Genomic DNA, 25,032 nt, shown 5'->3' with positions numbered 1-25,032 from the left:
AAGTTATTTGATGGCTTTTTGAATATTATATGTTTTTTATAATTAGATCTGCTTTTCTTAACTTTGGAACATAGTGGATATCATTGGACCTGAAATACCTGGTATCAGAAGTGGTATCTATGATCTCTACACTTTCTTTGGGTTTACCGATGGCAATCAAGATACCTAAATCATAGTCATCTGAAATCTCCAAAAGATCTTTTATCACAGGTTTATTATAGGCACCGAGAAGGCAGCCACCATACTTCATATCTCTCAACTTCAACATGATATTTTGGCTGGCAATTCCCATATCAAAATTAAACATGGTTTCAGTAACACCTATTTTTTTTTCATTTAACATCAGGATATAAGCTGTCGGAGATTCCTCTTTAGTAGGATTCCAATTTATAAATCCGGCCCACTTAGTATGCGGAAATATTTGACTGCAAATTTCCTCATTTGAGATTAAGACATATCTTATACATTGTGCATTTCTAGCAGAACTAGAATATCTGGCTATTTCAATAACTTCTTCTAACTCTTTTTTACTGATTTTTACCTTTTCAAAACTCCTAAAAGATCTCGTCTCTCTAATTAATTTATCAATCAAAAACCTTACCCCCTTATAAATATATCTACTAAAAGTATCTTTCAAAATTCAGCATATGTCAATAGTGCGGGGATAATTTTTGTTTTAATATTTGTTTAGTATTTAAGACATTTTTTATTATTTAGAAAATTATAAAAATTTTGATTATTATTAACTGGATGCAACGTCACGTTGCTTTTTATTTTCCCTCTTTATCTTGATAAAATTATAGTTTCCGTTGATCTTCCTTTTATATCCAAAATTTGTAACAGTAGGAAAGATCCCTATCCTCCTGATCTCAAAGAGGTCGTCGCTGAGACAGTATGAACCAGAGTCAGTAGCTACAGCGTAAGGGTATCCAGCTTCGCTGACTAATCTTTTAGCCCTCTCATCCAGGTCACCATAGGGGTATGCAAAGGAGTTCAGTTTGATATTTAATTTCTTCTCGGTAATCTCCTTATCTTTAAATATCTCATCTTTCATCTCCATGTTACTCAATTGAGACAGTCTGGGATGGCTGAGAGTATGTCCTCCAAATTCAATGAGACCGCTGTCTCTCATCTCCTCCAACATAGGGAGATTCATCATTTTAAAGGTTTTTTCATCGGTTAGATCCACATCCCATTTATTATAGGTTCTGTCAGAAACCAGGTAGATAACAGCTTTGAAACCGAATTCCTTTAAAATAGGAAATGCATAGGTATAGTTATCTACATAACCGTCATCAAAAGTCAGCATGATATATTTTTTTTCAAACCTTTGGTGGATGGGAATACTAGCTAGGTCACTAAAAGTAATAGGGATATAGTTTCCCTTCTTTAAGATAGTCATATGATCCCTGAACTGATCGATGGTCACATAGGTACCATGTTTTCCAGATTCTGTATCTATATCTTGGATCACTCTATGGTACATGATCACAGGAATATCATATTTTTTTATCCCTACCCATTCCATCTGGTATGTTTTTTCTAACGTATCCACAATCTTATGAATATTGAAGTTTTCTGCGATGATGTCTATTACTTCTGTAGGAGTCTGATTTAATTCTACACCGTGATCTATCTCAGACTTAATAAAATCCCAGTCAAAATTATGGGAAGTTCTGTCTCCTACATCTCCAAAATTAGAAGCTAAAGCCATAGATACTGTATCGGCATCTATAATACCAATCTCTTTGGCTTCTCCAATGGCTAAAGTAGGTCTACCCATGAGTAAGCTTTCCATAGCTACCCTTCCGGCTCCTATAACCAGGTCGGAAGCAGCCATGAACTCATAGACGTTATCGATATACCCTGTAAAATTTATTTTGTTTTTAAAACTATTAAATCTTTCAGGGATATCTTTCCCACCGATTATATTTACAGTATATCTATCCAAATCAATGGAGTTAGCCAACAGGTTATAGGTTATATCTGCTTTAGGGCCTGATAAACGCCCAATGATAGAGATCACTTTTTTGGAGTTATTGGGAGGAGTTGAAACTTTAAATTTAGTTAAATCTATCCCGTTCCTGAGAACTTTAATTGCAGCAGGGTCTACATCAAAGGTTTCTATGAGGTCTCTTTGGATATTTTCACAGACAGCATACCCGCATCCAATGGGCTGCTTTCTTTTTCTGTGTTTGGAAACATGCTGCATCCCATGAACAGTAGTTACAAAGGGAGTCTTTGTAAGTTTACAGGCTATCTTCGTACTCCAGGCCGAGGCACGGGAGTGGGCGTGAACCACATCTATTTTATTTTGCTTTATGATTTTTACTAATTTTATTATCTGATTAAATCTTTGAAAGATATTTCTCTTGTTGAATGCAAGGGGGATATACTTACCCCTGTTTTTCTTCGTCAGTGTATCGGAAACAAAATATAAATTATGTCCCCTATCTATTAATTTTTCTCCTATTTCAACTGCATATACTTCAGCTCCTGTAACTTCTAACTGAGATAATGCCATCAATATATTCATTAAATTCCTCCTTGAATTTACTTTTTTGATTTTTGGATGCAACGTCACGTTGCTATTTTATAGATTTATTATACCATAAATTGATTTTGAAGCTGTGAGGGGATTTTATCTTCTATGGGTTGGTTTTTAAGAGTACAAATATTTATAGATAAGGGTTCAGTATCCCTCACTTCCACCAATAAATCAACGACTGCAAAACTTGTAGTTTTAATACAGTAAAGAACTAAGCGTTTTAAATACTTAGCTCTTTTTTCTAATTTATAAGTTTAGGGCTAAATAAATAAATTCTAATGGCAGACTAATAAGAATTTTGTATTTTTTATTATTAATTAAATATAACCGGGATTAGAATTTCACTCACATATTCATCTTCACAAGAAGTAGCCCATGAGTCAATTAATGGAATAATATAACAATTGTCATTAATACTATATTGATGGGTATCGATATAATTTATGATTTTTTTTATAGTATCGCCAGTTTTAGTAATCAGCCCTTGATGAAGTGAACATACATAATATCCAGAAGGAGAAGTAAGTTTTTTTACATCATCTACAGAATCGCTCAAATAATCAAATACATAAGAGTAGTTTTCATAATCCTCATTGTATAAAGAATCTGTAGACAAACAAAGACCATATTTACTTATGATAGATCCATAACTTACTGGTAAACGATCCAGCTTTGACTTTAATAATTTTGCAGCTGATTCTAGTGGGGCATTTTCTAAGTAGTTCAGTGGCTCAGCGTAAAAAGTCATAGCTTCATAATAGTTTAATTGTATCCCTTCATAGAATTTAACTTTTTCATATTGTTCAAAATTATGAATTCTTTTATCGAGAAGAATTTCCAGTTTTTGGAACTCAAGGATTTTTTTTTGAATTATTTCTCTTTGATTTTTCAATAACACTATACTTTCTTTATGGGATGGATTTTCCATAAAAGTTTTAATGATTTTAAGAGGCAGACCAGTTTCTTTCAGTGTGAGGATCATTTCAAGTTTTTCCATATCACCAAGGGAATAATACCTATATCCGGTGGCATCATCGTGACGTGGAGAGAGTAAGCCGATGTTGTCATAATAAATAAGCGTCGGTCTTGACACATTATATTTTTTAGCCATTTCACTGATTAAAATTTTATTTTTCATAAAAACCTCCTTGACTATAAAGTTACTTTATAGTTTATTATATCAAATATAATAAAAATGTAAAGTAAGGAGGTAATAATGTACGAATATATCAAAATATATGGAGCTCGAGAACATAACTTAAAAAATGTATCTTGACATAGTAAAGTCTAAAAAAGTTAGTGATGGTTATTTTGAAGGTATTTTTTCATTTTTAAGGAAAAAATCAGCAGAGAGCCTTAGAAAAGGAACTAAAAATAAAAATATTGAACCTTGTTTTGTAAAAAAATATGTCTTGACTGTAATAGTTCAAGACTAAATAAAGGTACAAGGAATATTAAAGTTAATGGAAAAAACATTGTTGAAGTTTCGGCTTTTACTCTGGAAGAATTGAGTAACTGGACTTCATCCAAGTGATTCAGATAAATTGATTCAACTATTTAAGAAGCTGGTAAATAGAGGAAATCCTTTAAGAATTCTTAATAATCAAATAAGTCATACAATGAAATTTATTCGAAAAGCAATAGATAAAATTTAGAAAAGTTTTATAATAAAAAGAGTTAATTTAAAATTTTAATAATAATAAAAAGATAAAGGAGGAGTATTATGGCAAATTATATTTATATAGCAACATCACTGGATGGTTATATTGCAAGTGAAGATGGTGGTCTTGAGTGGCTTAATGAATTTCCCAATCCCACTAACAGTGACTATGGTTTTAATGATTTTATGCAAAGGGTTGACGCTCTTGTTATGGGAAGAAATACCTATGAAAAAGTTTTATCATTTGGTCAATGGCCCTATACAAAAAAAGTATTTGTCCTTAGCAGTAAATTAAAAGAAGTTCCAGAAGAGTTAAGTGATAAAGTTGAAATTATATCAGGGGATATAAAAGCTGTTACTGCTGACTTAAATAAAAAAGGATATGTTAATTTATATATCGATGGGGGAAAAGTAATTCAAAGTTTCTTAAAAGAGGGGTTGATCGATGAAATGATAATTACGCGTATTCCGATTTTACTGGGAGCCGGAATTTCTCTATTTGGAAAATTAGATAAACCGGTTCGATTTGATGAAGTTGAGACAGAAATACTGGATGACTTTCTTATAAAGAGTCATTATAAAATCCTCTCAAAATAAAGTTTTATAATTACTGTAATTTAACCTCTATTTTAACCTAAAAAAGAACCACTGAGTGGCCTAAAAGGCCATTCAGTAGTCTTTCTCATTTTGTAGCTATCTACCCCAATGTTTCTAATAGGTATAGAGCTTTCTTATTGACTGTTTTTCGATGCTGGAGGTATAAACACAAGGAGAAACTTTTAGGGGGCTTAGAAAGAAAATCAGCCCTTTTTATTCTCCTCAATCAATTCTAATGTTCCCGTTGTTGTAGCAACTACTGTGGCTAAGGGTGCTATAAATACTCCTATGAGGGGAATAAAGAGCAATATTGTAAACAGCCCTCCGTTGATCAGGAAAAATAGATAGTTTTTACGAATAATAGTTGTTCCTGTCTCAAAATCATGCCGCTCCAGAGTATAGTCGATAAATGAAAATCCAATGTAATACGACTGTACCATAAATAACAATACCGGGATAGCAGTATTTACAAGGGGAATAAAGAATAAAAGCAGGATGATACAGGTCATTACAAATTCCCTTAAAAATGACTTCACCGTAACAACTATACCTCTTTTGATAAAGTATAAATTATCTTTAAAGCTGAAGTTAAACTCCTTCCCTGTAAGAATTGATTCAGTTCTTTCTGATATATAACTTAAAAATGGGGAAAGAACAATTAAAATCAATGTTTTATAAACTAGATAATAGATAGCAAAAATTGTCAGATAGATAATAAATTTTAAAATAAACTGAATAAACGAGTTTAGGTCTCCTCCTAAAAGTTTACCTGCAAACTCTACCAAAGTCCCTCCAATAAATCTGCTCAAGAAATAAAATATAGCTATGAGGATTATGTTGATGATTCCCGGAATAAGATAAAACTTTTTTAGTTTGTTCTGGCCTATGAATTTAAATGCTTTCATATAGTTGTTAAAGGTAAAATTAATCTCTTTTAGCATGACTCACTCCCTGTTGAATATGTAGTTTTTAAGATGATTATACTCCAAAGAGTATTTATTTACTAATTTATTTGAATAAACTCTTACTTCTGATGAAAATTTCACAAATACTAAAATTAAATCTAAAAATAGAATCAATTTTAAATGTGAACCTCTCAAGAAAATTAAAATGAGAAATAAATAAAGATTATATATTATGAGAAATAAAAAGTTGTAATTTTATTTTAAAAATTCATATAGGAAACATTGTATATCAGCTGTTAAAAATGAAGAGAAACCTCCATTGTCATATTGAAAATAAAGGGTAGAAAAGCAGTGATTATTCACCCTATAAATAGGTCGAAAAAAAGATGAAAAATAAGTAAAAAATAGGTTGCTTATTTTATAACTTTGGAGTACTATTCGGGTATAAAAAGGAGGGGATAATCATGGAAAGAAAAGGCTGTTTTTTTGCCTTACTAGCAGGTGTAATTTGGGCAACAATGGGAGGGTTAGGAGTAGTTTTGGGAAGTCTGGGATTAACCCCCTATGAGATAGCGTTCAATAGGTTGTTTTTTGGTTTTTTATTGACGGCTATTTTTTTATGCAAAAAAGGGAAAGAAAAGTTAAAAATAGATAAAAAAGGGTTTGTATATATATTGATTATTGGAGTAATAACCCAGGCCTGTACAAATATATTTTATTATAACGCTGTGAATATATCAGGATCTATAGTAGCTACATTATTGATTTGTACAGGTCCTTTATTTACAATGATATTTTCAAGCTTTGTCTTCAAGGAAAAACTTACAAAATTTAATTTAATTTCGCTGGCTGTTACTCTGATCGGATGTATATTTGTAATAGTTAACGGAGATATAAAAAAAGTAAATTTTGATGTAGTTGGAATTGGTTTTGGTATTTTGTCAGGGATAACCTATGGTTTGTTTCCTATATTCAGTAAAAAATTAGAAGGGAAATATGACAGTGAGGTAATAACTTCATATGCTTTTGGTATAGGAGCTATAGTGGTATTTGCATTCTGTGATTTTGGAAATTTAGTGTCAGAATACAGCGACAACCATATAATAGCTACCTCTCTTTTATTGGGTCTGTTACCTACAGGAATTGCATTTTTCTTATTTTTAAAAGCAATAAACTATATTCCTGTGGTAAAAGCCAGTATCATCAGTTTGGTTGAGATACCTACAACAGCAATAATCGGTACATTATTTTTAAATGAGGTAATAACTGTCAGCGGGGCAGTGGGGATGTTTTTAGTCTTAGGAGGAATATGCATTTCAAAATTTAAATAGACAGATATTTAATTTTAGAGGAGTTGTTTATGAAAAAAAAGAATCTAGAGGAGACAGCAGGGAATAGATGGAGCGGCGGGATCACAAAGGAACTCTATAGAGATATGAAAGATTTTAATATAAGAATATCCAGTGCATCTATAGAACCTGGATCCAGTAAATTTTCAGATTTCTCAGGATATAAGAGGATCTTAATAATACTTGAGAATAAAGTGAGATTGACCAGAAAAAATAAAATCATAGATCTTTATGAAGATGATACTTTTTTCTTTGACGGGAAGGATGAGATAAGATCTGAAAATGAAAAACAAGTTTTAGACTTTAATTTGATATGGAATCCTCTAAATATAGAGGTCAATGTAAATAAAATTTGCGGTAAAAATAATTTATTTACCGATGAAAATACCTTTATATTCTCTCTGGATAATGGATCAACCTTTAATTTAAACAACAAGGATTATGTCTTAGATAAGTATGATTTTATAGAAATATTGGACAGGGAATATAAAAATATTAAATTTAAGGGTAAACTTATAACTATAAATTGGAAATAATCTTAATTTATTTGCTTATTTAGGTATAAATTTCGTATAAATGTGGTATATTTTATACTGACTATATTAGATTATAGAAAAAATGAAAAAAATGGGGGATATAAAAATGTCAAAACTAGTAGAAAGATTTATAAATTATGTGAAATTTGATACAGAATCAGATGAAAACTCAGCAACATGCCCGAGTACAGAAAAGCAATTGAAACTGGCTGTCTTTTTAAAAGATGAGATGATTGGATTGGGACTAGAAGAAGTAACATTGGATGAAAATGGATATTTAATGGCAACTCTGCCTAGTAATACCGATAAAGACATCCCGACTTTTGGTTTTGTAGCACATATGGATACTGCACCTGCATTTTCAGGAAAAGATATAAAACCTAAATTTGTAGATTACAATGGCGGGGATATAGTATTAAATGAGGAAAAAAACATAGTTCTGTCTCCTAATGATTTTAAGGAGCTGGATTCATATATAGGTGAGACTCTTATTACTACTGACGGGACTACTCTTTTAGGAGCAGATGACAAGGCTGGTATTGCTGAAATATTAACAGCTATGGAATATTTGATGGATCATCCTGAGATAAAACATGGAAAGATCAGAATAGGATTTACACCTGATGAGGAGATAGGAAGAGGAGCAAATTTATTTGATGTGGAAAAATTTGGAGCTGAATTTGCCTATACTATCGATGGTGGTAGATTGGGAGAGGTAGAATATGAAAACTTCAATGCTGCAAGTGCTAAGATAAAAATAACAGGTAGAAGTGTGCATCCAGGGACTGCTAAAGATCAGTTAGTCAATGCCCTTCAAATAGGAATGGAACTTCATAATTTATTACCGGTAAACCAGCGTCCTGAATTCACCGAAGGATATGAAGGGTTTTATATGTTATGTGAGATGAGTGGGGATATATCCGGTGCAAAGTTAGATTATATTATCAGAGATCATGATATGGAAAAATTCCTGGAGAAAAAAGAATTTATAGGTCAGGCTGTAGAACTATTGAATAAAAAATATAACAATGTTATTGAGTTAGAACTTACTGACAGTTATTACAATATGAAGGAAAAGATAGAAGAAAAGATGGAAGTCTTTGACATAGCCCGTGATTCTATGATTGAGTTGGGAATAGAACCTGTTATAAAACCTGTTAGAGGTGGAACAGATGGAGCTAGATTATCTTATATGGGACTGCCATGCCCTAATATATTTACAGGGGGTCATAATTTCCATGGGCAGTATGAATATATACCTGTTTCATCTATGGAAAGAGCTGTTGAAGTAATAGTGAAGATCAGTGAAAATGTTGCAAAAAGATAAAAAAAATAATTATATCAAATAACTACCTAAAAGAATCTCTTTTTAAGGGATTCTTTTTTTTATGGTTAAAAAACCTACCTTAAATAATAGTATTCCTTGAAAGGAGGGGAAAAATTAGGTATAATAATTAAGTTAGAGTCCAAAAAAATATAAATAAAAGAACAATAGGTTAGAACAAATAGTTAGGAGGAAAAGATGAAAAAAATATCTTTTAGAAGGATACTACCGTCTAAGATTTTAGTGATGTCATTTATAGTTATAATACTTATAGGTACATTTTTTCTTTCACTGCCCATTGCAGTAAAAGAAGGTCAGGATATAAGTATTTTGACGGCATTATTTACAGCTACATCTGCAGTTTCAGTGACAGGCCTCTCATTGGTTGATGTAAGTATGGTTTTCAGTCCCTTTGGGAAATCGATAATATTGATATTGATCCAATTAGGCGGACTTGGAATAATGACTTTTTCAACATTAGTTTTTACCTTGATAGGGAAACAAATAAGTTACCAGGAGAGAAAAATATTAAAGGAGGACCTCAATACCTACACCATTGGAGGAGTAATAAAGTTTTTAAAGCGGATCGTGTTGATAGTAATAGGGATAGAGATCATAGGAGCTGTCTTTTTGACCTTTGGGTTTGCCAGTACCATGCCATTAAAAAAAGCTATGATATATGGAATATTTCATTCAGTATCTGCATTTTGTAATGCCGGATTCTCACTTTTTTCAGACAGTGTAGTCAGGTATTCTGGTAATATGACAGTGACCCTGACCATTGCAATCTTAATATCTTTAGGTGGAATTGGATTTGCAGTTATTAACTCTACTATAAACTACTATAAGACAGGTAAAAAAACATATAATTTAACTTCTAAATTAGCTATTTCTATCAGTCTTTTCTTAACTTTGAGTGGGACTATAGTGTTTTTTGTATTTGAAAGAAGTAACCCGGGAACCATCGGGAACATGGGGATAATAGATGCATTGACTAATTCTTTTTTTCAAAGTGTAACTACCAGAACAGCTGGATTTAACTCCATTCCAATGGAGAATTTGAGACCTTCAACACTGTTTTTATTCTTAATTTTGATGTTTATAGGAGCTTCACCTGGTTCTACAGGTGGAGGATTAAAAACTACAACTTTTGGGATAATAATGTTTTATGTAATGGTAGTTGTGAGAAATGAAAAGGATCTTGTTGTATCCAACAGGCGTGTTCCATGGGAAGTTTTACACAGGGCTATGGCTATCTTAATAATATCTTTAATATATATTACTGTGGTAGTATTTTTGATATTGATGACCAATGAGATGACCTCTATAAAAGATCTGGCAGATGCTGTCTTACAAGGATCTGTACATGGAAATGCTGTGGTACATACCAGTAACCTAACTTTAGATAAGGTTATCTTTGAAGTTATGTCAGCTTTTGCAACTGTAGGAGTATCCCAGGGAATAACAGCAGACCTGAATGTGTTCGGAAGGATATTATTAATTTTAACTATGCTGATAGGAAGAGTAGGACCCCTTACATTTATGCTGGCATTCAGTGAAAAAATTAAAGTTAGGTCCTATAAATATCCACAGGAAAATATACTTATAGGGTAAATTAATTTAGAAAAAATCTAGGAGTTGAGATAAAAATGAAGAACTATTTAGTTATAGGACTAGGGAGGTTTGGATCGAGCATTGCACAGACACTCTATGAAGCTGATAGTGAGGTCCTGGCAATAGATACAAATGAGGAGTTGGTCCAGGAAGCTATAAATAATAATCTAGTGGATAATGCCCTGATACTTGATGCTACCGATGAAAACGCATTGAAGGAGATAGGTGCCAGTAATTTTGATATAGCCTTTATAGGAATAGGAAGTAATATTCAGGCAAGCATCATGACAACTTTAAATTTGAAGGAATTAGGTGTTAAAAAAATTATAGCCAAGGCAGTCAGTAAGAGTCACGGGAAAGTACTGAAAAAAATAGGTGCCGATGAGGTGATATACCCGGAAGAATATATGGGACATAGGATAGCTATGCTGGCTATGGAGCCTAACATGATGGAGCATATGAGATTTTCAAAAGATTTTTTATTAGTAGAGTTTAAAGCTCCTCCATCATTTCTGGGGAAAAATTTAATGGAATTAGCTGTAAGAGATTCATATAATATAAATATAGTGGGCATAAAAAAAAGTAATGGAGAACTGAATTCAAGCCCTAGAGCAACAAGTGTTATTGAAAAAGGTGATACACTCTTGGTTATCACTGATTCTAAAACAGCCAGAGAATTAGAAAATTTAAAGTAAATAAGGAGAAAAATAATGCATGAATTTGATGTAATAGTAGTAGGAGCAGGACATGCAGGTTGTGAAGCAGCCTTAGCATCTGCAAGAATGGGAATGAAAACAGCGATATTTAGTATAACTTTGGATAATATAGGAGTAATGTCTTGTAATCCGTCTATCGGAGGGCCTGCCAAATCTCATTTGGTAAAGGAGATAGATGCTCTCGGTGGAGAGATGGGGAGAAATATCGACAAAACTTTTGTACAAATAAGAGTTTTAAATACAAAGAAAGGACCAGCGGTAAGATCTCTCCGGGCTCAGGCCGATAAGCAGAGTTATCATATGGAGATGAAAAAAACTATAGAGAATACAGAAAATTTAGATTCTATCCAGGGAATGGTAACTGAGCTGGTAGTAGAGGATAATAAAGTTGTAGGTATAAAAACTCAAGAAGGAGTAACTTACTCAGCTAAGACAGTTATCATAGCGGCAGGAACGTTTATGAGAGGTCTTATCCATATTGGAGATAAAAAGTTTCAAGGTGGAAGGATGGGAGAATTACCGTCAAATGAACTGCCTCTATCACTAAAAAAAGCAGGATTAGAGTTGGGAAGATTTAAGACAGGAACTCCTCCAAGAATTGATTTTAGAAGTATGAACTTTGACAGGTTAGAGGAGCAGCCGGGGAATTTTGAACAACTTTTAAAGTTTTCCAATAGAACTTTGAATGAAGATGTGGAAGGAAGGGAGCAAATCCCGTGTTATGTAACATATACAAACCCAGATGTACACAATGTAATAACTAAAAACAAATCTAAGTCACCTCTATTTAACGGAACTATCGAGGGAACAGGGCCGAGATATTGCCCGTCTATCGAAGATAAGGTATTTAGATACCAGGAGAAGGAAAAACATCATCTGTTTTTAGAAAAAGAGGGTTATGGAACCAATGAAGTATATATAAGTGGATTTTCAACTTCACTTCCTGCAGAAGTTCAAGAGAAGATGGTAAAAAATATCTATGGATTAGAAGAGGCAAAGATCATGAGATATGCCTATGCCATAGAGTATGATTATGTGTTGCCTGAAGAATTACAATATAGTTTAGAGACTAAAAAAGTAGAAAATCTATTTTTAGCAGGACAAATCAATGGAACTTCTGGGTATGAAGAAGCTGCCGGGCAGGGACTTTTAGCCGGGATGAATGCAGCTAGAAAATTACAGGGTAAAGAGCCTATCATATTGGATAGAGCAGACTCATACCTAGGAACCTTAGTAGATGATCTGGTAACTAAGGGAACCAATGAACCATATAGAATGTTTACTGCTAGAAGTGAATACAGACTTCTTCTAAGAGAGGATAACGCTGATCTTAGACTTTCTAAAATAGGTTACGAAGCAGGATTATTAGATGAAGCGACTTATAACTTAGTAGAAAAGAAGAAAAAAGATGTTTTAGAGATCATTGAAAAATTATCTTTAAATTTAGGATCTAGTAACAAAAGAATTGCAGAGGTGTTGATCAAGAAAAATAGTGGGGACCTGAAATCAGGAACTACCTTGTTAGAACTATTGAAAAGACCTAGATTAGATTATAAAGATATTAAATATATCGCTGAAATTATAGATGGATTTGAATTAGGAGAATATCCTGAGGATACTGAATACCAGGTAGAGGTTCAGGTTAAATATGACGGGTATATAAAAAAATCATTAAAGATGATAGAAAAGCATAAAGCACTGGAAGAAAGATTAATTCCTAAAGATTTCGATTATGATGTAGTTAGCGGAATAACTGGTGAAGCCAAGGAAAAATTAATAGAGAAAAAACCTTTAAATATAGGGCAGGCTTCTAGGATATCTGGTGTATCCCCGGCAGATATATCTGTATTACTTATGGTTTTAAAGATAAGAGGTGACAAATAAGATGAAAGAATTTTTTTATGAAGGACTAAAAAAAATAGGACTGGAATTAGATGAAGCTACAGTAGATATGTTATTAGAGTATGGGAACTTATTGTTAGAGACCAACAAACACACCAACTTAACAGCTATCAGAGATGAAAAAACTATGTATGAAAAACATTTTTTAGATTCTTTATTACTGCAAACTAAGATACCTTTTGGTGTTAAAAAAGCTATGGATATAGGAACAGGAGCAGGGTTTCCTGGGATGGTATTAGCCATTGCCAATCCTGATATAAACTTCACTCTGATGGATTCTGTAAGTAAAAAAACAAATTTTTTAGAGATGGTGGCAGAAAAATTAAATCTATCCAATGTAGAAGTGGTAAATATGAGAGCGGAAGATTATATAAAACTGGAAAATAAGAGAGAAACTTATGACCTTGGGTTATGCAGGGGAGTATCAAAGTTTAATGTGATACTGGAATATATGGTTCCCTTTCTAAAGGTCGGGGCTACATTTTTAGCCCAAAAAATGGACTATCAGGAGGAGTTGGAATACTCGAAAAATGCATTTGAAATATTAAACAGTGAAATAGTAAAAGTAGATGAATTAAAATTACCATTTTGTGGAGATGCAAGATATATATTTGAAATAAAAAAAATGGAGGAGACTGACAGGAAATATCCAAGAAGAGCAGGAATACCACTTAAAAGACCACTATAATAGTCGGAATTAAAAAATTCCAGATACGAGCCAACAAAAAAATAGAGGTTGTTACTGATGAAAGAGTTAAGAACTTTTGAATTTTAAATAAAAAAAGGGGGAAGCTATGAAAAAACTTATCATGAAATACCGAAAAAGCTTCATTGCTTCCTCGGTACTGGTTTTAATGTTGATAACTGTTCCATTGTACATTACTGTCAGGGATAACTTTGATAAAATGGTAGATATCTCTTTAAAGTATTTTTTAGCTGATATATCCCATACAACCTCTGATCTTTCCACATTTGGTCTCATTGTTGTAGATGATGCAGTCTTAAAAGACGATAAGGGGGTAACTGTACTCTATGCTCCTAAGCTTATCCTGCGATACTCTATAAAAGACCTCCTGAGGGGGAAAATTACAGAGATCAGTGCTGAAAATCCATATCTATATATTGCAGTAGATAAAAATAGAGATGTAAACATAGTGGATATTTTTGCTACTGGAAGCCCTGGAAAAGCAGGAGTACCTATAGATATTATTACAGTAACTAATGGAAAGCTGTTGTTTCAGGACAATTATTATGAAAAACCTATAAATAAGTTTGTAAATAATGTAGACGGATATGTCAGTTTTGATGATACCCATGGAATCGACCTGAGGTTTTATAATACTGAAGGTGATGAGATGGTTGATTATTCCTTCACTAACTATGAAAAAGAATACTCTATGACCATTAAATTAAAAAATGGGGATATTGATCAAGACCTAATGCAGTATGCCTATGTAGATGAATATACAAACTACTTAGGAGGAAAAGCAGATCTGGACTTAACCATAGATAGTGATGGTTTGTGGGGAGATGCTTACCTATCCAAAGCCAGTTTTAAAACTAGTGCATATGATGGGGTGGCAACGGATATCCATGGAGGAGTGGATTTTTTAGGTGAGAGGATAAAATTAAAATTAGATGGTAAGATGGAGGAGAAAAATGTTGAATTTTCCTTAGAATATCTCCCGGATAATGTAGAGATGAATATAACGGCCAGTGATTTGAATAAAGAAGATATTAAAAAAGTAACCTTATTCGATGATACCCTGAAGAAAAAATTGGATGACCTGGGAGATTTCAACGTTTCATATCTAAGGTTAAAATTTAATTTTGATAAGGATTTCAACTTAACTTTGGACAACTATCTGAGATTAGATACTTTGAATATTAAAGGTGCAGAGGTAAAAGATCTTAAGGGAAGTATAGTTTTGTCTGGAGATCAGGTAAGATTAAAAGATTTGAGATTTTTTATGAATTATGATGGGAGTGAGGGGTACACCTTGCTGAACGGATCCTACGACGAAGATATTTTAGACCTGAACTTCAGTATTTTAAATAGGAAGAGCCCTTTAAAATTAAAAGAGTTAAATGGTAATTTTAAATATGATCTAAATACTGAGAAAATTGATTATACCCTCTATTCAGATATATTGAAGATAGGTGGGGAGATAGATCTGAACAGACAAATATTCGGGATTTCCAGTATAGGAACTAAAGATGTAGAGATAAAATATAATGGTGAATATTATTCCACCAAAAACAATGTTAAAGTGATCTATGATTATGCTAATAAAGATCTGCTTTTAGGCCAGGGAGAAGTGGAGATAAAGGGAAAAGATTCACTGAGGTCCTTAGCTTTAAATTTTACTAACAATGGCAACAGGATCTACTTTAACAAGATAAATTTATTCTACAATGAGCTGCACTTATCTGCTAATGGTTATTTAAATATAGATGATCTCTCCTATAATTTTGATTATACAGGAAAAAATTTAAAGATTGAAAATTTTATATCTGTTGATGACTTGGAAACAGGAATAGATTTTGATGGTACTTTTATAGGAGAAAAAGAAAAATTTTCTTTAATCTCTAATGTAGAGAGTAAGAGCGGTAGATATGGTGTCTCCTACAAGGATATCCGTGGAAGACTGAGAGTGGTTAATAACGGAAAAGTCGGTGCAGACTTCGATGGTTATTTGGGAGAGGTATCCTACGATAACGTTGAATTTAAAGACTTTAAGGTAGGATTAAATTATAGTAATGATGTTTTTAAGGTCTCAGAACTCAGAAATAATCTTTTGACAATTGTAGGTGACTATAATATAATTAATCAAACCTTAGATTTTGATTATAAAATAAGGGGAATAAAAGAAAATAAGATAAAATTACTAGAAAAGTATGGGTTCAAGATGGATCTGGAAGATGTTGATGGAAGTTTAAAGGGTCAAACAAAAGATTTAAAAATTAAACTTTATTCGACCAATGCCTGGGTTCAATATGAGAATTTACCAAAGATATATTTAAAGGGAGGAATACGATTTTATGATCAAAAAATATACTTTGATGAATTTAAAGTCGGTGAAAATAATATCGGTGGATATTACAATGTTTCCTCGAAAAACTTTAGATTAAAGGTAAATTTACTTGAAAATAATTTGGCAGAATATTATGGAGATGTGAACTTGAAATATCGTCTCACAGGAGAAGTTGTCCTGTGGGGAACACCAGATAATATTAGTGGAGTTTTAAAAACTTTTGCAGATAATGTCTATCTCCGGGGGAGGAAGCTGCCGAATCTAAAGATGGTCTCTACTTATAAAGGGGGGAACTTAGGGAAATTAGATAAAAGTGGTCACATGGATATTAACAGTGTTACTATTTCTTCTGAAAAAGGGGATAAACTTTTAAATGGAGGAGGGTGGATTGATCTAAGCCAAAATAAACTTTCTTTTAAAATTAAAGATATTTTAGATGTTGAAAACTTAAAAGAATATTCAGAAACACAGGATATAAGTGGAAAGTTAAAAACGGATATTAGTGTAGACGGTTCGTTTAATGATTTAAAATATGACCTTAATATAGATAGTAAAGTTATTCTTATTGACGGAAATAAACTTGAAAACTTAAAGGTCGATCTCCATGGAGATTTAAAAGAGCTGAGATTAAAAGAATTGAGTTTAAGTTATCATAATAATAAACTGACTTCTCGGGGAGAAATTAATTTTAAAGATTTTGATTATAGTTTAAATATCAAATCCAATGAAATAGACCTTTCTTTTCTGAACATATTTTCTTTCTCTGAGTACATAAATAAAATTAAGGGAATCGCTACTATCGATGTAGAGATAAATTCTAAAAATAATTATGGGGAATTTAAAGTCAAAGATCTTTCAGCTGAAATGCCAAAATATGGGATCTTCATAGATAAGGTTAATACCCAGGTGGTTTTAGATAAAAAACTTGTGAAGATCGATTATTTTAAAGGCAAGATAAATAATGGTGACATTAAAATGGAAGGTTATCTAAAAATCCCTGCTTTTGAGGGAATAGAAAAGCAGGATAGTCAGGTATCCAAACTTGATTATAGACTTAATTTGGTTTTAGATAAGGTGGATTATTCCTATCAGGATAAGATCAACTTAGTGTTAAGTTCAGACGCAGTTTTTACTAAAAATAAGGTCACTGGTGATTTTATAATCAATAGCGGTGAAATTTTAGGGATTCCAGATGTTAAAGATACAGAGGTTTCTAATATAGCTTCTCAGATTAAAGAAAAGGAAGTTATTAGGAGATCCAGAGAATTGGGTAGTGATTTTGAGATTAAAACAGTTGAAGATGACGGACCTAGTATTGATATAGATATAAACTTAAAAACTGAAAGTCCAATTAAACTAAAGATTTCAAAGTTGACCTATACATCCATTGTTGAAAATATATATGGAGATTTAGATATAGATGGGAATTTAAAATTAAAAAATAAAGAGATAAGTTATAATGGGATGGTCAGTATTGATGATGGATCCATTGTACTTAACAACAATTTATTTTATCTGAGTACTGCTACAGCAAAATTTATTAAAACTGAAGCGGAAAGTGTGAGCTTTCATCCGATAGTGGTGTTAAATGCAAACTCTACCATTGCAAATGAAGATGTATATATAAATATAAGTGGTGAATATCCTAATTTACAGATCCAAATGAGTACAGGTTCAGGGTTAAATGAGGATGAAATTGGATCGTTATTGACTTTTCATAATGTAAGTGATGAAAAAAACACTAATGTAGTTGTGAAAGATGTATTGGATAGAGAGATAAGTGATAAACTTTTTTCGCCTATATCTTCAGAAATTGCCAGTGTATTAAAAATAGAAAAATTTCAAATTTCATCTGATTTAGTAGCGTATGAATATGAAGGTGGAACTTATAAAGATACAGGGACTTTAGGATTAGGGGCATCGATAGATGCAGAAAATCCAATATACAAAGATAAACTGTATTGGAAAGCTAAAGCTAGATGGGGAGCATCTAAATATTATGACAATGTCACTGAGTATGATTTTGCTTTAGATCATAGAATAACAAAAAACTTGTCGTGGGGTGGAGGAGTTGGTAAAATTCCAGAGGGGAGAGCAAGAACAGGAGATACTCTCATTAACTACCATATCGACTTAAGTTGGAGAAAAAAATATAAAAATTTGGAGCAGATAATACTTAACATATTTTTACTTGGAGGAGAAGAATGAGAAAACAATTAATAATTTTATTAACCTTTTTGATTTCATTGGTAAGTTTTTCCCTGGATTACGAAATATCTGGTATAGATATTAAAGGAAATCGGGAAGTCCCAATGGAAGTTATCAAAGGGAATTTAAAATCTAAAGTAGGAGATAAATACTCTACGAACAACATGGTAATAGACTATCAAACTATAAAAAACTTATCCTATATCGATGATATAACTATATATCCTAAATTAGAAAATAATAATATAAAACTTATTATTGAAATTAAAGAGGATAAAGATGCGGCTAATCTATTAAAGAAAGAAAATATATTGCCTATGTCCGAAAGGGTAAAGGTGGATAAATCTTTAATTATAAGCTCAATAGATATATTTGGAAATTTACATATCTCCAGAGAAGAGATTTTGAAGCAGATACCGATTAAAGTAGGTTCATTTTTTTCTAAGACAAAGATTTTAGAAGGACAAAGAAATCTTATTAATACCGGTCATTTTAGAGACGTAAACCCAGAGGTATATAAATATGGTGAAGGGATATCGGTACAATATAGCTTAGAAGAAAATCAGGTTATAACCGGTGTAAAAATCGAGGGGAATACAAAATATTCAACAGAGGAATTGACTAAGTTAATTCAAACAGAACCTGGAAAAATCTATAATATAAATACATTGAGAGATGATAAAGACAGAATTCTTAAGAAATACCATGAAGATGGGTATACTCTTGCAAAAGTAATAAATATAGATATAAATAACAATATGGAATTAGTAATAACTCTTTCTGAGGGAATTATTCGTAATGTTGAGTATAAAAAGATGGTAACTAAGCAAAAAGGTGCTCGTAGACAATCCAATGATACTCTTTTAAAAACGGAAAATTTTATAATTGAAAGGGAATTAGAGGTAAAAGAAGGACAGGTATTTAATCAAAAAGATTACGATCAGTCAGTAAGAAACCTAATGAGAAGTGGTGCTTTTAAAAATATCCAGCCTGAATATAAAAGTATTCCTGGAGATCCAGATGGTGTAAAAGTTGTAATGCTTATAGATGAAGACAGAACAGCGATGCTTCAAGGTGCAATATCTTACGGTTCAGCAGTAGGACTGGTAGGAAGTATCAGTATAAAAGATACTAACTATAAGGGGAGAGGACAAGATTTTGGATTTACCTTTGAAAAATCTTCGGAAGATTATACAAGTGTAAGTTTATCTTTTAGAGATTCTTGGATAAAGGACACGGATTTTGTATCATGGGGATGGAATTTGTATCGACAAGAGGATGAAGACAGTGAAACTTTTGATCATTATGCAAGTACTATTCATGGAGGTACAATCTCAATAGGTAAAGGTCTCAGCAGATACTTAAGATTTGAATTAGGACTTAAACTAGAGAGAGTCGAAGAAGAAAATGAAGATGGGAAAAAGACACAAACTTATAATTATGCCAGTGTGACACCATCAGTTATATATGATACGAGAAATAACTATCTCGATCCTACAACTGGTAACTATGCTAAATTTAGTGTAGAAATGGGTCATTATTTTGGAACTGAGGTAGGAAGTGCATATGAAGATAATTCAGGAATCAATGGCGATGATGAAGCTTTTGCTAAGGCTACCTTAGAACTTAGAAAATATCATCAGGGATTATTTAAAGGAAATACCATGGCCTACAGGATGGTTGCAGGAATGGGTACCGATTCATTGAAATATCAACAATTATATGCTTCTGGTGGAGCTAACTCTATGAGAGGGTATAAGTACGGTTGGTTGAGAGGACAGGATCAATTAGTTTTTAATATCGAGAATAGAACCCAGATAAATGAATTTTTAGGTCTAGTTTTCTTCTATGATATCGGTAGATCTTGGTATCATGGAGACAGTGGTGATAAGTTTGTAGACAGATCTGAAGGGAATGTTCCAGACGATATGAAACAATCAGCAGGTGTGGGACTTAGAATAAAAACACCAATTGGACCTATCAGACTTGATTTTGGATTCCCAGTAGGAGACTCTGAAGAAAATGGGATGCAATTCTTCTTTAACATGGGACAGATGTTTTAAATAAAATATTAAAATAAATAGGAGTGAGTGTAATGAAAAAAATGTTAACGTTGGCAATGGCAATAAGTATGTCGGTATCGATCTTTGCAGCTAAGATAGCTACTGTAAATACACAAAAAGTGTTTCAAGGTTATTCAAAGACACAGGTTGCTAAAACAAAATTAGAAACTGAAAAAACAAAATTAGAGGGACAGTTAGCAGTTAAAGCTAAAAATTTAGAAAAGATAGCTAAAGAATTAAATGCTAAAGGTGATAAAGTAACAGTTGCGGAAAAAGATAAATTCCAAAAACAACAGATGGAATTTGGAAAAGAACGTCAAGCATTACAACAAAAATTAGGAAGATTAGAGTATGAAGAGATGGGATCAATACAAACTGAGATAAAATCAGCAGTTCAACAAGTAGCGAGAAAAAATAAATATGAGATGGTTATTGAAGAGGGAGCTGTATTATACGGTGGGAAAGATATAACTGCAGATGTATTAAAAGTCTTAGAAAGTTCAAAAAAAATAAAATTATAATGATATTAGGAGGAGTTTATGTATAATTTAGAAAAATTATCGGCTCTTCTTGGTGGAGAAATTAAGGGGGATAAAGTCCAGGAAATTACTGGACTTGCTCCCTTTTTTCAAGCCAAGAAGGGTGAGGTGACATTTGCAGCAGAGGATAAATTTTTAACGAAATTAGGTGAAACTGATGCAACAGTATTGGTAGTCCCTGAATTAGAGGAATATCTGCCTAATAAAACATATATAGTAGTTGAAAAAAATCCCAGAGAATTGATGCCTATATTGTTAAAGTTCTTTAAAAAAGAAGTGATGTTTCCTATAAAAGCGATAGAGGACAGTGCAGTAATAGGAGAGAGGGTAAGAATAGCCCCTAATGTCTATATAGGTCATGGAGCAAAGATTGGTGACGACGTAACAATACACCCGAATGCTTATATAGGTCAGGATGTAGTGATAGGAGAAGGATCTGTTATCTATCCCAATGCAGTGGTTAGGGAATTTTGCAGCTTAGGAAAAAACTGTATCTTACAACCCGGTGCTGTGATAGGGTCTGATGGATTTGGATATACCAAGGTAGATGGAAACAATATAAAGATAGAACAAATAGGAAGGGTAGTTTTAGAAAATGATGTTGAAATTGGTGCCAATACTACCATAGACAGAGGAGCTATTGGAGATACAATTATAAAAGAATATACTAAAATTGATAACCTGGTACAGTTGGGACATAATGGAATAATTGGTAAAAATTGTTTTATTATCTCTCAAGTGGGAATAGCAGGAAGTACTGAGGTTGGAGACAACTGTACTTTGGCAGGACAGGTAGGAGTAGCAGGACATATTAAGATAGGAGATAATGTGGTTTTAGGAGCTCAATCAGGAGTATCAGGGAATATAGCTTCTAATCAAATTCTTTCTGGAAATCCACCGGTAAGTGTTAAAGAGCATCTAAAGATAAAAGCCAGTTTAAAAAAATTACCAGAATTGGTGAAAAAGGTAAAAAAATTAGAGAAAAAGTAAAAAATCAAAATAATGAAAAAATATTCATGAAAGGCACCTGTATGGGTGCCTTTTTGTCTGAAAACATTGCGTTTTATACTAATTAGTAGTATAATTTTCCTATGAAAAATTATGATGAGAAAGAGATGAGAAATTTGAAGTTATTGGTAACTTTATCTAGGTGTAATTCCTCTGTAAATAGTAGGATATATCCAAAAATTAAGGAGGAAGGTTTAACAGAAACACAATTTTCAGTATTAAATTTACTCTATCACAAGGGAAAATTTAATATTAAAGAGATCATTGAAAAGACATTTTCAAGTGGCGGAACAATGACAGTGGTAGTAAATAATCTATTAAAGGAGGGTTATATAAAAAAGGAAAGGTCTGAGGTAGATAAAAGACAGGTACTAATTAGTATTACTTCTAAAGGCTTAAATCTATTGGATTACATCTTGGGAACCCATGTTGAAAATTTAAAAAATACCTTCGATGTATTGACAGACACAGAAAAATTGATTTTAACTGAATTATTAAAAAAATTAGGAAAGGGTAAAGTGGATGAAGAAAATTAATAAACAACTAAAGAAAGAAGCGATAATAACAGTGGTTCTATACCTCATATATTTTGTGTGGTGGTATAGTTTTGCATATGGATTGGGAGAAGTAGATCCAAAAGATTATAAATATATCTTAGGTTTACCAGAATGGTTTTTTTATTCTTGTGTCTTAGGGTTTTTGATGATAACAACTTTATTGTGGGTTTCTATCAAGTTATTCTTTAAAGAAGTAGATTTAAAAACATATGAAAAAAATGCAGGGAGAGAAGAATGGAAAAAATAAAATTAATATTACCTCTATTGGTATATTTAGGGATAACTTTATATATAGCATATTATAATAGTCCAAGAAGAAAAAAAAGTAAAAATTTCACCAACGAATATTTTATCGGAAATAGAAGCATGGGAGGATTTGTCCTGGCCATGACTGTTATTGCTACCTATACTGGAGCCAGTTCATTTTTAGGAGGACCTGGAGTAGCCTATAAACTAGGTTTAGGATGGGTGCTGTTAGCTTCTATTCAGATCCCCACTGCTTTTTTAACTTTGGGAATATTAGGAAAAAAATTAGCTATTATCTCCAGAAAAATTGACGGTATAACAATAAATGATTTCCTCCGAGCAAGATACCAAAATAAGTGGGTAGTAATTATGTCTTCTACGGCTATCCTATTATTTTTTATGGCCTATATGGTCGTTCAGGTTATTGGAGGAGCCAGGTTATTTGAAGTCTTGACAGGACTGGAGTACACTGTAGGTTTAGTTATTTTTGGATTTGCAATAATATTTTATACTGTGTTTGGCGGATTTAAAACTGTAGCTATAACTGATGCTATCCAAGGGGTTATAATGCTGGTAACCAGTATAATTCTGTTTTGGGTTTTAAAAGAAGCCGGCGGCGGGATGAGAAACATCATGAAAACCATCTATGAGATAGATCCCAATCTGCTCACTCCAAGTAGTGGAGGAGCTATAACGAAGCCCTTTATCATGTCGTTTTGGGTATTAGTAGGAGTAGGTCTCTTGGGACTGCCTCAGACTACCATAAGATGTATGGGATTTAAAGATAGCAGATCACTCCATAGAGCCATGGTTATAGGAACCTTTGTAGTCGGATTTTTAATGATAATGATGCACCTGATTGGAGTTATGGGAATAGCGATTATCCCTAATGAACAGTTGGGAGATAAGGTAATTCCAATCTTAGCTATTAGAAATTTATCTCCAGTACTATTAGGAGTCTTCATAGGAGGACCATTAGCTGCAATTATGTCTACAGTGGATTCTCTTTTGATTCAGACAAGTTCAACCATAGTAAAAGACATCTATATAAATTATATAGCTGTGGATAGAGATGAAAAGAAATTGAGCAGGATCTCCCTATGGACAACTTTAATTATGGGTGTTATGGTATTTACACTGGCTTTTCACCCCCCTGAATTTATAGTTTGGCTAAATTTATTTGCTCTAGGAGGCTTGGAAGCAGTATTTATGTGGCCTATACTGCTGGGGTTATATTGGAAAAGAGCTAACTCTACAGGGGCTCTTCTAAGTATGGGAATAAGCCTTTTGGTGTATGTCGGTATGACCCTTTTAAAAATAAAGTTTTTTGGGATGCATCAAATAGTACCTACAATAGTAGTAGGTGGGATAGTGTTCGTAATAGGGTCGTATCTTAAAAAGCCTGGTTCAGAGGAGCATTTAGCAATATTTTTTGAGTAAAAAAGATTTAAATTTAGGAGGCAGGAATGGAGATAAAATTAAAAAAAATAGATATAGATATAAAAAAAGGTGATCTAGAAAAATTTAATGAGATAGAATTTGCAAGATTAGTAGAGGGATCATTTAACGAATGGACTCGTTTAGATGAAAAAAAAGATAAAATCAATTGGTCCGGAGAACTTACAATAGAAAGTGAAGATGGAGATTTTGAATATAAGGTAGACACTGAAAAAAAATATATAACTAGTTTGGATCTCGATGGATTTTTAGATGGAGAAAAGATAGATATAGATGAAGATATGGAACTTCTACTCAGTTCAAATCATTCCTATATCTATGAACTACTTATTTTTCATGAAGTTTCAAAATTAAAGGTGGTTTCAGATATAAAGTTAAAAGCTGTGGAACTTTCCCTTTTCCCGAGATGGGCAAGCGGTTATTTGGCTGATAACTTGGAAACTAACCAAATCATTCATGAATTTATGGAGATATTTGAACCTCTTATGAATGAATTTGAAATAGTAAAAAAGATAGATATAAATTTAGATAACATCCAAGTAGAATGTGAAGATGAAAAAATAAGGGAGATATTTAAAGATACTGTAAAAAAATACATAAAAAAAGAAGTATTTTTTATAATGCACGACAGTGAATACAGGAACCTTTTGCCTAAATTAGAAATAAACAGATTGATCTCGGCAGGACATAAATTTAATCCTGATTTGGAAGAAGTTGAAATATATAGTTAATTATAATCAGTATAAAAATAAAATAACTCCAAAGTA

Annotated in this window: 21 protein-coding genes; 17 read left to right on the top strand and 4 right to left on the bottom strand. The window is 32.5% G+C overall.

Going from position 1 to position 25,032, the window contains the following annotated elements; genetic code table 11:
* Positions 1 to 25 precede the first annotated feature (25 nt).
* The 3 genes from NRK67_14465 to NRK67_14455 form a co-directional block, all read right to left on the bottom strand.
* The gene (locus tag NRK67_14465) at positions 26 to 592 is read right to left on the bottom strand and encodes a nitroreductase family protein (protein ID UUV18478.1); all 567 of its coding nucleotides are present in this window, start codon (positions 590 to 592) and stop codon (positions 26 to 28) included.
* Positions 593 to 742: 150 nt separating this feature from the next.
* Positions 743 to 2,536, bottom strand: a complete 1,794-nt coding sequence (locus NRK67_14460) for a polysaccharide deacetylase family protein (protein ID UUV18477.1) — start codon at positions 2,534 to 2,536, stop codon at positions 743 to 745.
* A 325-nt stretch (positions 2,537 to 2,861) separates the two neighbouring features.
* A complete protein-coding gene (locus NRK67_14455; protein UUV18476.1) occupies positions 2,862 to 3,686 on the bottom strand; it encodes a MerR family transcriptional regulator in 825 nt (274 codons plus the stop codon).
* Positions 3,687 to 3,813: 127 nt separating this feature from the next.
* On the opposite strand from NRK67_14455, the gene NRK67_14450 reads away from it, so the two are divergent.
* Positions 3,814 to 3,984, top strand: coding sequence for a hypothetical protein (locus NRK67_14450; GenBank protein ID UUV18475.1), 171 nt, complete (start codon positions 3,814 to 3,816; stop codon positions 3,982 to 3,984).
* Positions 3,985 to 4,271: 287 nt separating this feature from the next.
* A complete protein-coding gene (locus NRK67_14445) occupies positions 4,272 to 4,805 on the top strand; it encodes a dihydrofolate reductase family protein (GenBank protein UUV18474.1) in 534 nt (177 codons plus the stop codon).
* Positions 4,806 to 5,008: 203 nt separating this feature from the next.
* Here the strand turns inward: NRK67_14445 and NRK67_14440 are convergent, their stop codons facing one another.
* The gene (locus NRK67_14440) at positions 5,009 to 5,746 is read right to left on the bottom strand and encodes an EI24 domain-containing protein (GenBank protein UUV18473.1); all 738 of its coding nucleotides are present in this window, start codon (positions 5,744 to 5,746) and stop codon (positions 5,009 to 5,011) included.
* 428 nt (positions 5,747 to 6,174) lie between these two features.
* Between NRK67_14440 and NRK67_14435 the strand changes: the two genes are divergently transcribed.
* The 15 genes from NRK67_14435 (at position 6,175) to NRK67_14365 (ending at position 24,996) form a co-directional block, all read left to right on the top strand.
* The gene (locus tag NRK67_14435; protein UUV18472.1) at positions 6,175 to 7,041 is read left to right on the top strand and encodes a DMT family transporter; all 867 of its coding nucleotides are present in this window, start codon (positions 6,175 to 6,177) and stop codon (positions 7,039 to 7,041) included.
* A 29-nt stretch (positions 7,042 to 7,070) separates the two neighbouring features.
* Positions 7,071 to 7,595: a HutD family protein gene (locus NRK67_14430; GenBank protein ID UUV18471.1), complete on the top strand. Its 525-nt coding sequence runs from the start codon at positions 7,071 to 7,073 to the stop codon at positions 7,593 to 7,595.
* A gap of 106 nt (positions 7,596 to 7,701) precedes the next feature.
* The gene (pepT, locus tag NRK67_14425) at positions 7,702 to 8,922 is read left to right on the top strand and encodes a peptidase T (protein ID UUV18470.1); all 1,221 of its coding nucleotides are present in this window, start codon (positions 7,702 to 7,704) and stop codon (positions 8,920 to 8,922) included.
* A 195-nt stretch (positions 8,923 to 9,117) separates the two neighbouring features.
* The gene (locus NRK67_14420; protein UUV18469.1) at positions 9,118 to 10,533 is read left to right on the top strand and encodes a potassium transporter KtrB; all 1,416 of its coding nucleotides are present in this window, start codon (positions 9,118 to 9,120) and stop codon (positions 10,531 to 10,533) included.
* 35 nt (positions 10,534 to 10,568) lie between these two features.
* Positions 10,569 to 11,228 (top strand): TrkA family potassium uptake protein, encoded by a 660-nt coding sequence (locus NRK67_14415; protein ID UUV18468.1) that lies wholly within the window; start codon positions 10,569 to 10,571, stop codon positions 11,226 to 11,228.
* A gap of 15 nt (positions 11,229 to 11,243) precedes the next feature.
* Positions 11,244 to 13,133: a tRNA uridine-5-carboxymethylaminomethyl(34) synthesis enzyme MnmG gene (gene mnmG / locus NRK67_14410; GenBank protein UUV18467.1), complete on the top strand. Its 1,890-nt coding sequence runs from the start codon at positions 11,244 to 11,246 to the stop codon at positions 13,131 to 13,133.
* 1 nt (position 13,134) lies between these two features.
* Positions 13,135 to 13,839, top strand: a complete 705-nt coding sequence (rsmG, locus tag NRK67_14405; protein UUV18466.1) for a 16S rRNA (guanine(527)-N(7))-methyltransferase RsmG — start codon at positions 13,135 to 13,137, stop codon at positions 13,837 to 13,839.
* A 106-nt stretch (positions 13,840 to 13,945) separates the two neighbouring features.
* The gene (locus NRK67_14400) at positions 13,946 to 18,394 is read left to right on the top strand and encodes a hypothetical protein (protein UUV18465.1); all 4,449 of its coding nucleotides are present in this window, start codon (positions 13,946 to 13,948) and stop codon (positions 18,392 to 18,394) included.
* Positions 18,391 to 20,457, top strand: a complete 2,067-nt coding sequence (locus NRK67_14395) for a BamA/TamA family outer membrane protein (GenBank protein UUV18464.1) — start codon at positions 18,391 to 18,393, stop codon at positions 20,455 to 20,457. The genes NRK67_14400 and NRK67_14395 overlap by 4 nt, the downstream gene beginning before the upstream one ends.
* Positions 20,458 to 20,489: 32 nt before the next feature.
* Positions 20,490 to 20,978 (top strand): OmpH family outer membrane protein, encoded by a 489-nt coding sequence (locus tag NRK67_14390; GenBank protein ID UUV18463.1) that lies wholly within the window; start codon positions 20,490 to 20,492, stop codon positions 20,976 to 20,978.
* Between the two features lie 18 nt (positions 20,979 to 20,996).
* Positions 20,997 to 21,986 carry a UDP-3-O-(3-hydroxymyristoyl)glucosamine N-acyltransferase gene (gene lpxD / locus NRK67_14385; protein ID UUV18462.1) on the top strand — a complete coding sequence of 330 codons (990 nt, stop codon included), beginning with the start codon at positions 20,997 to 20,999 and terminating at the stop codon, positions 21,984 to 21,986.
* 101 nt (positions 21,987 to 22,087) lie between these two features.
* Positions 22,088 to 22,540 (top strand): MarR family transcriptional regulator, encoded by a 453-nt coding sequence (locus NRK67_14380; protein ID UUV18461.1) that lies wholly within the window; start codon positions 22,088 to 22,090, stop codon positions 22,538 to 22,540.
* Positions 22,527 to 22,808: a YhdT family protein gene (locus tag NRK67_14375; protein UUV18460.1), complete on the top strand. Its 282-nt coding sequence runs from the start codon at positions 22,527 to 22,529 to the stop codon at positions 22,806 to 22,808. Before NRK67_14380 ends, NRK67_14375 begins: the two co-directional genes overlap by 14 nt.
* Complete coding sequence (panF, locus tag NRK67_14370) at positions 22,796 to 24,247, top strand: sodium/pantothenate symporter (GenBank protein ID UUV18459.1); 1,452 nt, start codon at positions 22,796 to 22,798, stop codon at positions 24,245 to 24,247. The genes NRK67_14375 and panF overlap by 13 nt, the downstream gene beginning before the upstream one ends.
* A 26-nt stretch (positions 24,248 to 24,273) precedes the next feature.
* Positions 24,274 to 24,996, top strand: a complete 723-nt coding sequence (locus NRK67_14365; protein ID UUV18458.1) for a hypothetical protein — start codon at positions 24,274 to 24,276, stop codon at positions 24,994 to 24,996.
* The last annotated feature ends 36 nt before the right edge of the window (positions 24,997 to 25,032 follow it).

The organism is Fusobacteria bacterium ZRK30, from assembly GCA_024628785.1.
In the GTDB taxonomy this organism is placed as follows: Bacteria; Fusobacteriota; Fusobacteriia; order Fusobacteriales; family Fusobacteriaceae; genus Psychrilyobacter.
The sequence above is the reverse complement of the archived record's forward strand: the minus strand, read 5'-3'. Positions and strand labels throughout refer to the sequence as shown.

Coding starts and splice junctions, on each gene's coding strand:
- NRK67_14390 (UUV18463.1), top strand. CDS start 20,490: ATGAAAAAAATGTTAACGTTGGCAATGGCAATAAGTATGTCGGTATCG.
- mnmG (UUV18467.1), top strand. CDS start 11,244: ATGCATGAATTTGATGTAATAGTAGTAGGAGCAGGACATGCAGGTTGT.
- pepT (UUV18470.1), top strand. CDS start 7,702: ATGTCAAAACTAGTAGAAAGATTTATAAATTATGTGAAATTTGATACA.
- NRK67_14440 (UUV18473.1), bottom strand. CDS start 5,746: ATGCTAAAAGAGATTAATTTTACCTTTAACAACTATATGAAAGCATTT.
- rsmG (UUV18466.1), top strand. CDS start 13,135: ATGAAAGAATTTTTTTATGAAGGACTAAAAAAAATAGGACTGGAATTA.
- NRK67_14430 (UUV18471.1), top strand. CDS start 7,071: ATGAAAAAAAAGAATCTAGAGGAGACAGCAGGGAATAGATGGAGCGGC.
- NRK67_14455 (UUV18476.1), bottom strand. CDS start 3,686: ATGAAAAATAAAATTTTAATCAGTGAAATGGCTAAAAAATATAATGTG.
- NRK67_14395 (UUV18464.1), top strand. CDS start 18,391: ATGAGAAAACAATTAATAATTTTATTAACCTTTTTGATTTCATTGGTA.
- NRK67_14415 (UUV18468.1), top strand. CDS start 10,569: ATGAAGAACTATTTAGTTATAGGACTAGGGAGGTTTGGATCGAGCATT.
- NRK67_14420 (UUV18469.1), top strand. CDS start 9,118: ATGAAAAAAATATCTTTTAGAAGGATACTACCGTCTAAGATTTTAGTG.
- NRK67_14375 (UUV18460.1), top strand. CDS start 22,527: ATGAAGAAAATTAATAAACAACTAAAGAAAGAAGCGATAATAACAGTG.
- NRK67_14450 (UUV18475.1), top strand. CDS start 3,814: ATGTATCTTGACATAGTAAAGTCTAAAAAAGTTAGTGATGGTTATTTT.
- NRK67_14460 (UUV18477.1), bottom strand. CDS start 2,536: ATGAATATATTGATGGCATTATCTCAGTTAGAAGTTACAGGAGCTGAA.
- NRK67_14380 (UUV18461.1), top strand. CDS start 22,088: ATGAAAAATTATGATGAGAAAGAGATGAGAAATTTGAAGTTATTGGTA.
- NRK67_14365 (UUV18458.1), top strand. CDS start 24,274: ATGGAGATAAAATTAAAAAAAATAGATATAGATATAAAAAAAGGTGAT.
- panF (UUV18459.1), top strand. CDS start 22,796: ATGGAAAAAATAAAATTAATATTACCTCTATTGGTATATTTAGGGATA.
- NRK67_14445 (UUV18474.1), top strand. CDS start 4,272: ATGGCAAATTATATTTATATAGCAACATCACTGGATGGTTATATTGCA.
- NRK67_14435 (UUV18472.1), top strand. CDS start 6,175: ATGGAAAGAAAAGGCTGTTTTTTTGCCTTACTAGCAGGTGTAATTTGG.
- NRK67_14400 (UUV18465.1), top strand. CDS start 13,946: ATGAAAAAACTTATCATGAAATACCGAAAAAGCTTCATTGCTTCCTCG.
- lpxD (UUV18462.1), top strand. CDS start 20,997: ATGTATAATTTAGAAAAATTATCGGCTCTTCTTGGTGGAGAAATTAAG.